The sequence below is a fragment of the Enterococcus sp. AZ035 genome (assembly GCF_050548325.1).
Lineage (GTDB): Bacteria > Bacillota > Bacilli > Lactobacillales > Enterococcaceae > Enterococcus > Enterococcus faecalis.
Window position 1 is genome coordinate 973524 of the sequence record NZ_CP172958.1, and the last position, 14505, is coordinate 988028.

Here is a 14505-nt window from a genome sequence, read left to right on the forward strand (position 1 = left end):
GAATTAGTATATTACACGTTTCCAATGTGTTTCATTGTTGATTAATTAGAATTTTAGTGGTATTTTTGTATTTGTAATTAGTACAGATTTTAATTGGAGGTATAACAGTGAGTAAAAAAGGATCAGATATCATAGTAGAAAGTTTAATCAATCACGAAGTGCCCTATATTTTTGGGATTCCCGGTGCAAAAATTGATGGGGTTTTTGATGCATTAGTTGACAAAGGTCCAGAATTAATTTTAGCTCGACATGAACAAAACGCTGCCTTTATGGCACAAGGGATTGGTCGTTTGACGGGAGAGCCTGGCTTAGTTATTGCAACTAGTGGACCTGGTGCCAGCAATTTAGCAACTGGGTTAGTAACTGCGACTGCAGAAGGGGACCCTGTTTTAGCATTGGCTGGACAGGTGAAACGGTCCGATTTGTCAAAATTAACTCACCAAAGCATGAATAATGCTGCATTATTTAGTCCAATAACAAAATTCAGTACAGAAATTCAAGATCCAGAAACATTATCTGAAAATATTGCCAATGCTTACCGTATCGCCAAAACAGCGAAAAAAGGCGCAACATTCTTATCGATCCCACAAGATGTCACAGATAGTCCGGTGACAGGCGAAGCAATTAAGCCTTTGTCGGCTCCGAAACTGGGCCATGCATCAGCAGGAACAATCGCAGCTTTAGCTGAACGAATCAAGCAAGCGAAATTACCTGTTTTACTTTTAGGAATGCGGGCCTCTGCACGAAAAGTTACCGCAGCCATTCGTGAATTGGTTGCTATAACTGGTTTGCCAGTCGTGGAAACGTTCCAAGGAGCAGGCATTATTTCAAAAGAATTAGAAGAACATTTCTTTGGGCGTGTTGGTTTATTTCGAAACCAACCTGGGGACCGTTTGTTAAAAAGAAGTGATTTAGTGATTGCGATTGGTTATGACCCAATTGAATATGAGGCACGTAATTGGAACGCAGAAAAAGATGCGCGCGTTATTGTTATTGATGAAGTTCAAATGGAAATTGATCAATATATGCAACCGGAAGAAGAGCTAATTGGTGATATGTCTAAAAATATTTTGAAATTATCAGAAGCATTTAGTGAACCAATATTAACAGAAGATGCGCAAGATTATTTAGAAACGCTTCAAGAAAAATTAACGATTAAAGAAGTAAAAACAAGTACAATTGAAAATCGATTACATCCATTAGAAATTGTTCAAACGCTTCAAGAAAAAACCACGAATGAAATGACAGTTACTGTTGACGTAGGGAGTCACTACATTTGGATGGCTCGCCACTTTAGAAGTTATGAACCGCGTCATTTATTATTTAGTAACGGCATGCAAACATTAGGTGTCGCTTTGCCTTGGGCAATCTCAGCTGCACTAGTTCGTCCAAATACACAAATTATCTCTGTTTCTGGGGACGGCGGTTTCCTATTTTCGGCGCAAGAATTAGAAACAGCGGTTCGTTTAAAGCAAAATATCGTGCATATTATTTGGAATGATGGTAGTTATGATATGGTTAAATTCCAAGAAGAAATGAAATATAATCGATCCTCTGGCGTAGATTTTGGTCCAGTTGATTTTGTGAAGTATGCTGAAGCTTTTGGAGCCAAAGGGGTTCGAGTTCATTCACAAGCAGAATTTGCCGCAGCTTTAGAAGAAGGAATGCAAACAGAAGGCCCAGTGATTATTGATGTTCCTGTGGATTATTCAGATAATCAAGAATTAGGTAAAACATTGTTACCAGATCAACTTTATTAGGAGATGGAAAAATGAGCGAACAATATGTTTATCAACATGGTACGCTAGGCGGTTTAATGGAAAGTTTGATGGCAGGAACGGCAGAAATTGGTACGTTACTCACGCAAGGTGATTTTGGAATTGGGACATTAGAAGGCTCAAATGGCGAAATTATTTTATTGGACGGTACATTGTATCATGCAAATCAAACTGGCGAAATTACTATTCTAGAAGGCGAAGAATTAACGCCATATGCCGCAGTTACTCGTTTTCAAGAAGATGGCGCATTCCCTGTATCAACGGAAACCGATGAAAATATTAAAGCACAAATTTTAGAAAAAATTAGTCCTAATTTTTTTGCGGCAATTAAAATTAGCGGTCTTTTTGCGAAGATGCATGTCCGTGTGGCACCTAAACAAGAAAAACCGTATCCACCATTTGTAGAAGCAGCACGCAATCAACCTGAATTTACAGCGGAGAATATTCAGGGAACAGTTGTAGGGTTCTTTACACCTAAATTATTTCATGGTGCCTCTGCCGCAGGGTTTCATTTGCACTTTATCAGTGAGGATCACCAATTTGGTGGGCACATTCTTGATTTTGGCATTAAACAAGGGACTGTTTCGTGGATGGAAACAGCAGAATTGCGACAGCATTTTCCAGTTCATGATGCTGATTATCGGAATAAAGAAATTGATATTGCAAAAGCTTTGTCCGCAATTGAAGAAGCGGAATAACTGAATAACAAGGCACATTTCTCCACGCCCATTCAAGTTGACTAACTAGGTCAACTTGAATGGGCTTATTGCTGTTCGTCGCTTTTTGTTGTTATTTTTCAAAAAAAAATAGTATCCTTTTTATAATAAGCAAATAACAATTGGAAAGGATGGCGTAATGGACACACTTTATAGAAGTTGGCAATTGTCTGGTTGGCTCTATCATGATATTTTTGTTATCATTGTAGCAATTATTTTTATAGTAATTAGTGGTATTTTGGTTATTTCCTTAATAAGAAGGCGGAGTACAAGGAGACTGGTTCCCTATGCGTTAATTTTATTGGTTTATCTTGCAGTGGTACATTTTGCTGGTTTAATCTTTTTCGGAATGTTTCGTTCAGTAACGATTGAAGAGAAAAGTGCGACGTTTTATTCTGAAAAAACAAAAGGCTTAACTTCAATCGAGCGAATGATTATTCCAAATGGACGAACGAATGGCATTAGCACCAGTAACTCATTGTTCCAAGTGATTTCTGTTAATAGTCAGACGGGCGAACGAATGTGGAGTAAACGTTTAGGTTGGCGTGATTATTTAATTGGTCAAACAGATCAATATGTGGTTTTGAATAATGCTGATAACGAGGCCATTTACTTACTAGATACAAAAACAGGGAAAAAACAGTTTTCTGAAGCAGATTTAGTGAAGAAATTCCCTGAATTAAAAGACTATTTAAGCTCTGATTTCGTTGATTATCGTTTTATGGATAATCGCTATCTCTATATTTATGGATTAAACAATCGATATTATCAATTAGATTTGAAAAATTGGCAGTTAAAACAAGACCCAACTTTCAAAGAAGTCTTTCAAACACAAGAAGCGCCTAAATGGACGGTAGATTCAAATGAGAGTCAAATTGGTCAAGAGCTGTCATCGGAAGAGCGTACAACAGTGCAAGGAAAACTAGAAGAGCAACTAATAGCACCAGTTTTATTAGGCAAGAAAGATGAAGCAAATTATTATGTTCTGTCATACAAGAAAAGACAAAGTAATCAAGCGATAGTTGGCTTATACAATTGGCAGAAAAAAACATACGAGTGGCAAACACCGTTGCTTTTAACTAAAGAAAATGTACCTATTGAAGCTTTTCAAGTAGAGGATGCGTTATTCATTAAAGTCCCGCGTTATTTATACAAAATTAACCTGAATAATGGTAATCAAGAGTATCAGTTTGATTACCGTTGGGGCCAAGTGATTCGTTAAACGAAAAGTGGTAAAGCATGCTTAGACAAATAGAAGGAGCAAATAGTCCTTATGATATAAAAAAACGCTTAGAAGAGTAGTGATTCCGCTAGTTTTCTAAGCGTTTTTTTATTTTATGCAGGTCCAGAGATTAAATTCCAGATAATCGAACCTGTATATGCGCCAGGAAATAATTGTGAAACAGGGGTTTGGATTGCAAGAGAAATATCGGTCATGCGGCCGCTCCACATTCCTTGTCCTTTTCTATCACCAGCGTTACTCATTAAAGTCGCACCGTTACCGATAATAATTGGGTTGGTCGGGAAGTCGGGTGCAGCAGGATCTTCTGAAAAATCCAGTCCATACATTGTATTTGTCATAAAGAAACGCCTTAACGTTTTGTCATAGCGAGCATAGCTGCCTGTTAATTGAAACGTAATGATGCCTAGTAAAGAATGAGCTTCGTTTCGCATGTGTGGGATTTCAGCAGTGACATGCCAACCAGTTAAGGCTCCGCGAACATCCCCCATCCCGAAGTGTCTCATTGTATGAGTATTGCCTTCAGAAGGTCGTATAGGAACTGCCGTTAAATCACCAGAAATCGCTTGGGTTTCAAAAGTAAATTCTTTCGGAATAAAGAGCAAGTCAAAACTAGTGTTAGGATTTTCTAAATCAGGATCAATGGCATCGTCAACCGATTCATCACCAGGCAGCCCTCCAATTTCTAGTTCAACTGAAACAGGCGTTTTTCCAGAACGGGTGGCAAAAGAAACCGATGGGTCAAAACTAAAGAGACTGAATACTAGCAACAAGGCTACAAGTGATTGATAAGTGAGTAGATTTTTTTGCTTCAAGAAAGTTCCTCCTTTAGGTGCTGATAATATAAGTATACGCAAAAGGAGCTGTTTTTATTTATCAGTAATTTACAGGAAATTCGAAAATATTGAGACAGATGGTTTTTAATATTAGTTGAGAAAGGTGAGTCGACAATTTTTACTTGTTGATTCTGTCTTTTTTGAGCACCATTCGTTATATCAAGCATGCTAAAATATAAAAGAAATCATCAGGTATCACTAATGAAAAGGGAGAGGAGGAGAAAACTTTGAGTAAGTGTTTCGGGTTGTTGGTGATTTTATTTGTATTAACTGGCTGTTCAGGAAGTAGGAATTCGCAACAGGAAGTCGTTATAGAAAAGTCTGCTAATAATGACAAAGCAAGACAATTTGTTGATCAAAAAAATCCGCATTTAGGAACGCAATTAGAAGCAGAATCTTATACTAAACAGGAAGCGATTGAATTTTTACAAAATGGTTTAGGGATACCAACAAATGACTCGGCGTTTCATTATACGTTTAAGCAGTCAAATAAAGGAAGTTATGTTGTTCAAATTAGATCTGAAAAGAATAGTGTCTCAAAAGAGAATGAATTGTTCGGATATTATCAGGTGTATCAAGATGGTATTATAGTGAAAATGATGGAAAAGGATCAAACGTTCCAAGAAAATTAAGTGATAAATAAAAAAGTTGACAAAAAACACAAACAGTCTTGTTTGTGTTTTTTTGTTTAATGTTCGTGTTTTATTTTTTAATAACCTTTTTCGAAAAAATATACGAACGTTCGGGTTTAAAAACGAACAAAAAGATGAAAATGTGTTGAAATATACGTTTTCCTTGCGTATACTGATGAAGTGAAAAAACGAACGAGGAGTGTACGAATGAACAAGAAAGTTCCTTATTTAATTGTGGCACCGGGGCTAGTACTATTATTATTTTTCTTAATGATTCCATTAATTACTAGCATTTTGCCAACCATTTTTACTGATCATGGCTTGACACTAAATCAGTATGTTACTTTTTTTAAAGATGACTATAATGTTTCAATTTTCTGGCGAACGATAAGAGTTTCGTTAATTGTGACGGGTATTTCAATCGTGTTGGGCATTCCAACGGCATACTTTATTGCTGGAGTTTCCAAAAAATGGCGTGGCTTTTTAATGGCTATGACCTTGTTTCCATTATTAACCAATTCAGTTATTCGAAGTTTTGCTTGGATTAACATTTTAGGAAAAAACGGTGTAGTGAATACGTTGTTATTAAAAACAGGCTTAATTGAGCAACCGCTGAATTTATTGTATACAGAATTTGCAATTATTATCGGTTCAGTGTATTTATTTTTACCAACAATGATTATGACCTTAGTTGGGGTTATGGAAAACATTGAAGGAGAAATGCTAGAAGCGGCTGAGACGCTAGGCGCCAATCCAATGACGGCTTTTCGGAAAATTGTTTTACCTTTATCAATTCCAGGCACCATTGTAGGAAGTATATTAGTGTTTACAGGAACTTTAACGGCTTATACGACGCCACAGCTGTTAGGTGGTAACCAAAAAATGATGATGTCGACCTTCTTATATCAAAAGGCTAATACTTTAGGTGATTGGCAATCGGCGAGTGTTCTTGCATTTATTATGATTTTAACGACATTAATTGTGATGAAAGGCCTAGACATGGTCGCTAAGAAAGTAGATCGGAGAGAAGCAAATCATGCGTAAGCAAAAAGGACTATCTGTTATTGCAATTCTAGTTTTTCTGTTTTTATTTTTACCGTTATGTTTGATTGTGGTGACTTCTTTTGGAACAGCCGCAGCGATTCAATTTCCGATTAAAGGATTTACTTTAGATTGGTACGCCAAAGCATTACAATCGGAAACGTTTATGGACAGTTTTAAGTTAAGCTTGTTGATTGGGGTATTAGCGACTGTTTTAGCATTAATAGTAGGGATTCCGGCTTCCTATGCGCTGGCACGTTATTCCGTTCGCGGGCGCAACTTTATTAAAAGCTTTTTCTTATCCCCAACTGTGATTCCAGGAATTGTGGTCGGGTATACGTTATTTCAATATATTGTTATTAAATTAGGTTTGCCTGTCTTTCAAGGATTATTAATGGGGCATTTTTTAATTAGTTTGCCTTATATTACTCGAGTGGTTGGGTCAAGTATGGAACAACTAGATTATTCAATGGAAGAAGTAGCTTGGACATTAGGTTGTACAAGATTGCGAGCTTTTATTCAAATTGTTTTACCCAATGTGTCTTCAGGAATTTTTGCAGCCTTTATGTTAGCATTTGTCAATTCGTTTAACAATGTTCCTGTATCGATGTTTTTATCAGGTCCCGGTGTGACGATGCTGCCTACTTCTTTATTAAGTTATATGGAATACAATTATGATCCAACTGTTTCAGCAATTTCTGTATTGTTGATGCTACTAACAATGGGCTTAATGTTTTTAATTGAAAAAACGTTGGGACTAGCTTCCATTGCCTAAAACATGGAAGAAGCACGAGATAGAAAGAGGAGAAAATTTTGACTTTTGTGGATTTAAAAGATATTCGCGTCAGCTATGACGGAAAACAAGATATTTTAAAAGATTTAAATATTTCAATGGAAAAAGGAGAATTAGTTTCTTTATTAGGACCGAGTGGTTGTGGTAAAACGACTACGCTAAGAGTGATTGCTGGATTAATTAAGCCAAACGACGGACAGTTTTTCGTTGACCAAGAAGAACTAACAAAGGTTCCTGTCCATAAAAGAAACTTCGGGATGGTTTTTCAAAGCTATGCGTTATTTCCCCATTTAACGATTGCAGAAAATGTCGCTTTTGGGCTGAAATTACGCAAAGAAAACAAACAAACCATGGACCAAAAAGTCACGGAAATGCTAAAAGTATGTGGTTTAGAAAGCTTGGGCGACCGTTATCCAAAACAATTATCTGGTGGTCAAAGACAGCGGGTTGCGCTAGCACGTGCTCTGATTATCGAACCTAAACTATTACTACTAGATGAACCGTTGAGTAATTTAGATGCAAAATTGCGAGTGGCAATGCGGATTGAAATCAAACGGATTCAACAACAATTAGGCATTACGACAGTTTTTGTCACACATGACCAAGAAGAATGTTTTTCTATTTCAGATAAAGTGGCCATTATGAATAATGGCGTGATTGAACAATATGATTCACCAGAAACGATTTATCGTTTGCCTCGTACTAAGTTTGTTGCAGAATTTATCGGTTTTGAAAACTTTTTCTCTGTCGAAAAAATGGAAGCCGGTCATTATCGGACACAAACAAATCAAATAGTGAAAACGACTAATCCTGAACCAAATGTTACAACGACGGTGGCAACGATTCGTCCAGAGGACATTGAGATTGTTTCAGAAGCTGCTACTAATACTGTCGCAGGTACTGTCGCTGTCCGAACATTTTTAGGGAAAAGCTATCAATATGAAGTGGAAACAGCGTTAGGTACATTGCTGGTTAATGGAACAAGTGAACAGTTATATGAAACAAACGAAACCATTCACTTGGCTTTTCCAGCTGAGAAATTAGTTATTTTAGAAAAATAAAAACCATTTTGGAGGAAGATTTAAAAATGAAAAAACGCGTAATTTTAGGGACATTAGTCGCTGCAACGTTATTAATGACTGCTTGTGGAAACAGCGAAGCAACTACGAAAAGCGAGAGCAAAGGTGGAAGTAATGCTTTAGTCGTTTCAACTTTCGGATTAAGTGAAGATATTGTCAAAAAAGACATTATCGCTCCATTTGAAAAAGAGAATGAAGCGAAAGTTACCTTAGAAGTAGGCAATAGCGCAGACCGCTTTACGAAATTAAAAAATAATCCCAATGCGGGAATTGATGTCATTGAATTAGCACAAGCAAATGCAGCACAAGGTGGAAAAGATGGGTTATTTGAAAAAATTACAGAAAAAGAAGTACCTAATTTAAGTCAGTTAACGCCGGGAGCAAAAGAGGTTTTTGAAAGTGGTGCTGGCGTACCAATCGCTGTAAACAGTATCGGGATTGTTTACAACAAAGAAAAATTAGGCAAAGAAATTAAAAACTGGGATGACTTATGGTCAGCTGATTTGAAAGGTAAAATTTCTGTTCCAGACGTTGCCACGACGGCAGGTCCTTTAATGTTATACGTTGCTAGTGAACATGCTGGTCAAGATATTACAAAAGATAACGGGAAGGCCGCTTTTGAAGCGATGAAAGAATTAAAACCAAACGTTGTTAAAACGTATTCAAAATCGTCAGACTTAGCTAATATGTTCCAATCTGGTGAAATTGAAGCAGCTGTGGTTGCTGATTTTGCGGTTGATATTATTCAAGGCGCAGCAGAAAACGTGACGTATATCGTTCCAGAAAGCGGCACGTATGCCAACTATAATACAGTCAATATTCCTAAAAAAGCACAAAACAAAGAAACCGCCTTTAAATTTGTTAACGCACGGATTAGTGAAGAATCACAAAAGGCCAAAGCGATTTCGTTAAATGAAGGACCTACAAATCAACAAGTAACGTTAAGCGAAAAAGAAGCGAAAAATAAAACATATGGTGCCATTGCCGAACGTGCCAAAACAGTCGATTTTAATTTTATTAATAGTCAACTAGCGGATTGGATTGATCAATGGAATCGGACGATGAATCAATAGTTTTAGAAAAGAGGGACAAAATGAACGTCGATGTATTACTAAAAAATGTGTGGCTGTATCAAACAGTCACTCAAACATTCGTTCAACGAAATGTTGCGATTAAAAATGATAAATTTTATTACATTTATGAAGAAGAGAACGTCAATTTGCAGCCCCAAAAAACAATTAATGCCGAGAATCAATGGATGATTCCCGGCTTAATTGATGCACACATGCATATTGAAAGTTCCATGACGACACCTACTATTTTTTCCAAAGCAGTAGTGCGTTACGGTGTGACAACGGTGATTGCCGATGCCCATGAAATGGCTAATGTATTTGGCTTAGAAGGCTTAAAAGCTTTTATGGCCGCTGAAACAGAACTAGATATCTTTCACGCAATTCCTTCCTCGGTTCCTTCGACCACTCCCGAATTAGAAACAACTGGTGGGATTATCGGCTTAGCAGAAGTAGCAGAATTACTCAAAGAGCCAAAAGTGATTTGTTTGGGGGAAGCCATGAATTTTAAAGGGATTTCCTATGAGCCAGATTCTTTAATTCGTCAAATTATCGATTTGTGTCAAAAACAACGACCAACCATGCCTTTAGAAGGCCACTGTCCTAAAATCGAAGATCAAGAGTTAGCAGATTTTCTATATAGTGGTATCACTTCAGATCATACCCATCAATTTCCTAAAACGTTAAAAGAAAAAATTGAAGCGGGCGTCTTTATTCAATTTCAAAATAAATCAATCACTCCTGAAAACATTCAGGTGATAGTAGACAATGACTTCTACAATTATGCAAGTATTATCACGGATGACGTGATGGCTGATGATTTGCTAAAAGGTCATCTAAATGAAAATGTCAAAAAAGCCGTTCATGCAGGATTGCCTATCGAAAAAGCCATTTATATGGCAACTTATACGCCGGCCAAACGAATGGGTCTCCATGATCGTGGCGAAATTGCACCTGGTAAAAAAGCTGACTTTTTGTTATTAAATGACTTAGAAAGTTTTGATATTACTACGGTTTATAAATCTGGAAAGGTTGTTTTTGAAAAAGGCGAGCCCTTCCATTATCCAGAAAAAATCGAAGAGTTTCCAGCCGCGTACCAACAAACCATCCAATGTAAAAAGTTAACAGAAGAAGATTTACTTTTAAAGGTGGCTACAACAAAAGAAACAGTTCGTTGTAATGTGATTCAAAAACAAGAAATTGGTACATTTACAGAGCGAATTACAAAAGAAATTCCTGTTGAAAATGGATTGTTGCAATGGCAAAAAGCCAACTGTGCCTTATTAATTGTGATGGAACGTTACGGAAAAAATGGTAATATTTCTTTTTCTTTAATGGATCAACCCCTTTCCGAGAAAGGAGCCATTGCGACAACCTGGGCCCATGATCATCATAATTTAATGGTGATGGGTAATACGATTGAGGATATTCTGTTAGCGCAGAATGAATTATTAGCGATGCAAGGCGGCTATTTGGTTGCTTCGGATCAGCAAGTGATGGCAACTTGTCCTTTACCAATTGGTGGGATTTTATCGCAAGCACCGATTGAACAATTAGGCGCTTCTTTACAAAAAGTTCGACAAGCTATGCAAGCGTTAGGCTATCAAAATATGAATGAAATCATGTCCTTTTCCACACTATCATTGCCTGTCTCGCCAGCCATTAAAGTGACAGATTTTGGGATGATGGATACGAAGTCACAACGTTTCTATCCATTAGTTTATCCAGAGGATGGAGTTCTTTTGCATGAAAACACTCATTAAAAATGTGCATATACTAACAATGGATGAGCAATTTTCAGAAATCAAAGCCGGCTATTTAGTGATTGAAGAAGACACAATTGTGGAATTAGCACCAATGACCACACTTGATGAAAAGCGAATGGCTGCAAATCAAGTAATCGATGGTCAAAATGGAATTTTAATGCCTGGGATGATTAACACCCATACCCATGTAGGCATGATTCCGTTTCGTTCGTTAGGAGACGATGTGCCAGATCGACTCCGGCGTTTTCTTTTTCCATTAGAACAATTCATGACAAAAGAATTAGTAGGATGCAGTAGTGATTATGCAATTGCTGAAATGTTACTGAGTGGTATTACGAGCTTCTGTGATATGTATTATTTTGAAGATGAAATTGCTAAAAGTTGTAAAAAAATGAGTGTTCGTGCTTTGCTCGGAGAGACGATCATTGATATGCCCACTTGTGATAGTCCGGAACCTTCAGGCGGTCTTTTTTACGCGGAAACCTTTATTCGCAACTGGCAAGGACATCCGCTGATTACGCCTATGCTTGCGCCGCATGCACCGAATACCAACTCACCAGAAGTGTTGGCAAAAATTATTGAACTTAGTCGGCGATACCAAGTTCCTGTGACCATGCACGTTGCTGAAATGACTTATGAAATGGCTGAGTTTGAAAAAGCCTATCAAAAAACACCAATTGCTTTCTTAGAAGAACTGGGTTATTTGAGCGAGCCGTTTATTTTAGCGCATTGTATTTTGGCAACAGATGAAGATCTTGCGAGTTTAGCTGCTACTAATGGAAAAGCGCGTGTCGCTCATTGTATCGGTGCGAATACTAAATCAGCCAAAGGCGTAGCGCCGATTAAGCAAATGCTTGATCAAGGGATTATTGTCGGTTTAGGCACGGATGGACCTAGTAGTGGGAATACATTAGATTTATTCACCCAAATGCGTATGGTTGCGAATTTTCATAAGACAGCACACCAAGATCGCTCCTTGTTTCCTGCGAAAGAAATTGTTTATCTGGCAACGATGGGGGGCGCTAAAACGTTAGGCTTGGCGGAGCAAGTCGGCTCATTGGAAGTGGGCAAAAAAGCGGATATAGCATTAATTGAAACGCAATCAGTTAATATGTTTCCGATTTTTGATGCCTATTCAGCATTGGTTTATTCAGCAAATGCTAGCAATGTTGAAGCCGTTTGGGTGAACGGTCAACAGTTAGTTGCCAATAAAGAATTACAACAAGCTAATCTCAAAGAAATCAAGGAAAAATTATATCAGGCCATGAATACGTTTGTGAAAGAAGCTAAAAAGAGAGCTGCTCTCTAAACAGAGCAAGTAGGACGTATCGGATTGATTAAATAACGCTGGATTGACGTTTAGTGATTCAGGTTCTAATAGAGCGCAGACAAACTTTTAATGAAAGAGTTGTCTGTGTTCTTTTTTGTTATAAACATTTTTCTTTTTCTATATATATTTTTAAGGTAAGTTGTATTATAGTAAGTTTGAGAAGATGAGAATGAGAGGAAAAGCAATGAATATACAACGGTTTATAGAAAAACGCAAAGCACGTGGTTTGTCGCAAAGTGAATTAGCTAAAGGGATTTGTACGCAAGTTACGGTTAGTCGCTTTGAAAAGAATGGTCAAGTCCCAACTTTAAAAATATTGATTCAACTATGTAATCGTTTAGAGCTACCTTTGGGGGAACTCTTCCCGCGCGTAGGGATTAAACAACCTGAAATTCTTGAAAAAATGGAAGAAGCAGAATTCTTCTTGATTACCAGCGAACATGACCAATTGCAAACAATTTTAAAAAATATTCCTTTTGATGAAATCAAAGATTCCCAACTGTTATTAGAATATTATTATTTACAAGGCTTTGTCATGATTTTTCAAAATGCTTCGTTGATGGATTGCTTATTTACCTTTGAAAAACTTCTGTTTGAAGAGCAAAAATACACGAGCGATATTTACCGTTTGTTAGCTTTTACTGGAATTGGCATGGCCTATGCCAAAGAAGGCGAAATTGAGAAAGCGGAATTTTATTTCAATAAGGTCTTCAAGGAAATTTATCTCTATACTATTCAATCAATGGAAGATACTTGGCGAGTATTAAATGTTGTCTTTCACTGTGGTGTTTTTTATGCAGAAAAAGGCGATTTAGAAACAAGTGATGCTTTGTTAGAGTATGCGATTTCCATCTGTTCTGATAATCACGTCACATATTATTTGGCAAGAGCAGCTTTCCAACTTGCGAAAAATGCCTTAGCTGAAGAAAAGCCGCAAGAGCAAATTTTAGAACTACTACAAGATGCCCGCGCGTATGCAAAAATCAATAAAAACCGCATCTTGTTGGAAGCAATTCAAACATTGAAAGAAACAATTTTATCTAAGGGGAATTAGTTTATATAGAAAATTATATATTTATTTTCAAAATATAATAAAAAAAGCGTTTTTTAAAAGAGTTCAAGACGCGTTACGACCTTAAATGAAAATTTTAAGGTCGTTATTTTATATAAAAAAATATATAAACGACTTGACTGACATCAAATAAAGGCGTATGATTCATTTGTGAATAAATGTGAAACAAAACACAATCTTTCGTGGAGAGGAAGTCTTGAGGTGCAACAAAGTCAAACTATTTATTTGATGGGCACAGTAATAGATGTATTTGTAGACCATGAAGAACCTGAAAAAATTCTAGAAGAAGTGCACCAACGATTGATCACTTATGAACAACGTTTTAGTGCAAATGATTCCACTTCGGAACTGATGGCTGTCAATCAACAAGCTGGGCAAAAACCAGTCAGCGTTCATCCAGAGTTGTATCAATTAATTACATTAGGGAAAAAACATAGTTGTGATCCAGCTAGTCATTTGAATGTTACCATTGGCCCGTTAGTTCAAACGTGGCGAATTGGTTTTAAAGATGCCCGTGTCCCGTCAGAAAAGGAGATTAAAGCCTGTTTGAAAAAAATTAATCCAGAAAAGATTCACTTAAATCCCTTAAAACAAACGGTTTTTTTGGAAGAAGAAGGAATGAAATTAGATCTGGGGGCTTTAGCAAAAGGCTATATCGCTGATTTACTAATTGCCTATTTGAAAGAAGTCCATGTGACGTCTGCTTTGATTAATCTGGGCGGCAATATTGTGACGTTGGGGCCCTCTATGCATCAAAACAAAAAATGGCGAATTGGTATTCGCAATCCGCAAGAATCCAGAGAAACAATCAGCTTACTTGTCGAAGTGGCTAATCAATCGGTTGTGACGTCGGGCATTTATGAAAGAAGTTTAACCGAAGCTGGGCGAGTCTATCACCATCTGTTGGATCCGACAACCGGTTACCCATTGGAAACTGAAATGGCCAGCATCACAATTATCTCGGATGCTTCAGTGGATGGTGAGATTTGGACAACGCGTTTATTTGGTTATCCAATTCCAGAAGCGCTTGAAATCCTCAATCAACTAGATGGGATTGAAGGAGTCATCATTACACAAGACCAGCAAATTTTATATAGCAGTGGGTTAGCAGATACTCTTCACATTATCCATTCATAGAACCGAAAAAGAAAG

At 37.3% G+C, this 14505-nt stretch carries 13 protein-coding genes; 12 read left to right on the forward strand and 1 reads right to left on the reverse strand.

The annotated features are described in order from the left end of the window. The first annotated feature begins 107 nt into the window (after nt 1-107). From alsS to IGL32_RS04775, 3 genes are all read left to right on the forward strand, one after another. Nucleotides 108-1760 (forward strand): acetolactate synthase AlsS, encoded by a 1653-nt coding sequence (gene alsS / locus IGL32_RS04765; RefSeq protein ID WP_002379348.1) that lies wholly within the window; start codon nt 108-110, stop codon nt 1758-1760. Nucleotides 1761-1771: 11 nt separating this feature from the next. After that, nucleotides 1772-2476, forward strand: coding sequence for an acetolactate decarboxylase (gene budA, locus IGL32_RS04770; RefSeq protein WP_002357922.1), 705 nt, complete (start codon nt 1772-1774; stop codon nt 2474-2476). A 157-nt stretch (nt 2477-2633) separates the two neighbouring features. Then, on the forward strand, nt 2634-3716 hold the full coding sequence (locus IGL32_RS04775) for a PA2928 family protein (protein WP_002357921.1): 1083 nt from the start codon (nt 2634-2636) through the stop codon (nt 3714-3716). 113 nt (nt 3717-3829) lie between these two features. Here the strand turns inward: IGL32_RS04775 and IGL32_RS04780 are convergent, their stop codons facing one another. Beyond that, entirely contained in the window at nt 3830-4591 is a 762-nt protein-coding gene (locus IGL32_RS04780) for a WxL domain-containing protein (protein ID WP_002379349.1), read from the reverse strand. A gap of 206 nt (nt 4592-4797) precedes the next feature. On the opposite strand from IGL32_RS04780, the gene IGL32_RS04785 reads away from it, so the two are divergent. The 9 genes from IGL32_RS04785 (at nt 4798) to IGL32_RS04825 (ending at nt 14490) form a co-directional block, all read left to right on the forward strand. Then, nucleotides 4798-5202, forward strand: coding sequence for a lipoprotein (locus IGL32_RS04785; protein ID WP_002379350.1), 405 nt, complete (start codon nt 4798-4800; stop codon nt 5200-5202). A 207-nt stretch (nt 5203-5409) separates the two neighbouring features. Further along, a complete protein-coding gene (locus tag IGL32_RS04790) occupies nt 5410-6246 on the forward strand; it encodes an ABC transporter permease (RefSeq protein WP_002382189.1) in 837 nt (278 codons plus the stop codon). Further along, on the forward strand, nt 6239-7018 hold the full coding sequence (locus IGL32_RS04795; RefSeq protein ID WP_002379351.1) for an ABC transporter permease: 780 nt from the start codon (nt 6239-6241) through the stop codon (nt 7016-7018). The genes IGL32_RS04790 and IGL32_RS04795 overlap by 8 nt, the downstream gene beginning before the upstream one ends. A gap of 38 nt (nt 7019-7056) precedes the next feature. Then, nucleotides 7057-8097: an ABC transporter ATP-binding protein gene (locus IGL32_RS04800; protein WP_002413403.1), complete on the forward strand. Its 1041-nt coding sequence runs from the start codon at nt 7057-7059 to the stop codon at nt 8095-8097. A 26-nt stretch (nt 8098-8123) separates the two neighbouring features. Beyond that, nucleotides 8124-9188: an ABC transporter substrate-binding protein gene (locus tag IGL32_RS04805; protein WP_002379352.1), complete on the forward strand. Its 1065-nt coding sequence runs from the start codon at nt 8124-8126 to the stop codon at nt 9186-9188. After that, entirely contained in the window at nt 9164-10948 is a 1785-nt protein-coding gene (locus tag IGL32_RS04810) for an adenine deaminase (protein WP_016633882.1), read from the forward strand. The genes IGL32_RS04805 and IGL32_RS04810 overlap by 25 nt, the downstream gene beginning before the upstream one ends. Continuing rightward, nucleotides 10932-12260: an amidohydrolase gene (locus tag IGL32_RS04815; RefSeq protein WP_010713492.1), complete on the forward strand. Its 1329-nt coding sequence runs from the start codon at nt 10932-10934 to the stop codon at nt 12258-12260. Before IGL32_RS04810 ends, IGL32_RS04815 begins: the two co-directional genes overlap by 17 nt. A 184-nt stretch (nt 12261-12444) precedes the next feature. Further along, nucleotides 12445-13335: a helix-turn-helix domain-containing protein gene (locus IGL32_RS04820; RefSeq protein ID WP_002399965.1), complete on the forward strand. Its 891-nt coding sequence runs from the start codon at nt 12445-12447 to the stop codon at nt 13333-13335. 219 nt (nt 13336-13554) lie between these two features. Beyond that, nucleotides 13555-14490, forward strand: coding sequence for an FAD:protein FMN transferase (locus IGL32_RS04825; protein ID WP_033624238.1), 936 nt, complete (start codon nt 13555-13557; stop codon nt 14488-14490). Nucleotides 14491-14505 lie beyond the last annotated feature (15 nt).

What these genes read in the sequence shown, in the direction of transcription:
- IGL32_RS04790 (WP_002382189.1), top strand. Translation starts at nt 5,410, where the DNA reads ATGAACAAGAAAGTTCCTTATTTAATTGTGGCACCGGGGCTAGTACTA.
- IGL32_RS04815 (WP_010713492.1), top strand. Translation starts at nt 10,932, where the DNA reads ATGAAAACACTCATTAAAAATGTGCATATACTAACAATGGATGAGCAA.
- IGL32_RS04805 (WP_002379352.1), top strand. Translation starts at nt 8,124, where the DNA reads ATGAAAAAACGCGTAATTTTAGGGACATTAGTCGCTGCAACGTTATTA.
- budA (WP_002357922.1), top strand. Translation starts at nt 1,772, where the DNA reads ATGAGCGAACAATATGTTTATCAACATGGTACGCTAGGCGGTTTAATG.
- IGL32_RS04795 (WP_002379351.1), top strand. Translation starts at nt 6,239, where the DNA reads ATGCGTAAGCAAAAAGGACTATCTGTTATTGCAATTCTAGTTTTTCTG.
- IGL32_RS04775 (WP_002357921.1), top strand. Translation starts at nt 2,634, where the DNA reads ATGGACACACTTTATAGAAGTTGGCAATTGTCTGGTTGGCTCTATCAT.
- IGL32_RS04820 (WP_002399965.1), top strand. Translation starts at nt 12,445, where the DNA reads ATGAGAATGAGAGGAAAAGCAATGAATATACAACGGTTTATAGAAAAA.
- IGL32_RS04810 (WP_016633882.1), top strand. Translation starts at nt 9,164, where the DNA reads ATGGAATCGGACGATGAATCAATAGTTTTAGAAAAGAGGGACAAAATG.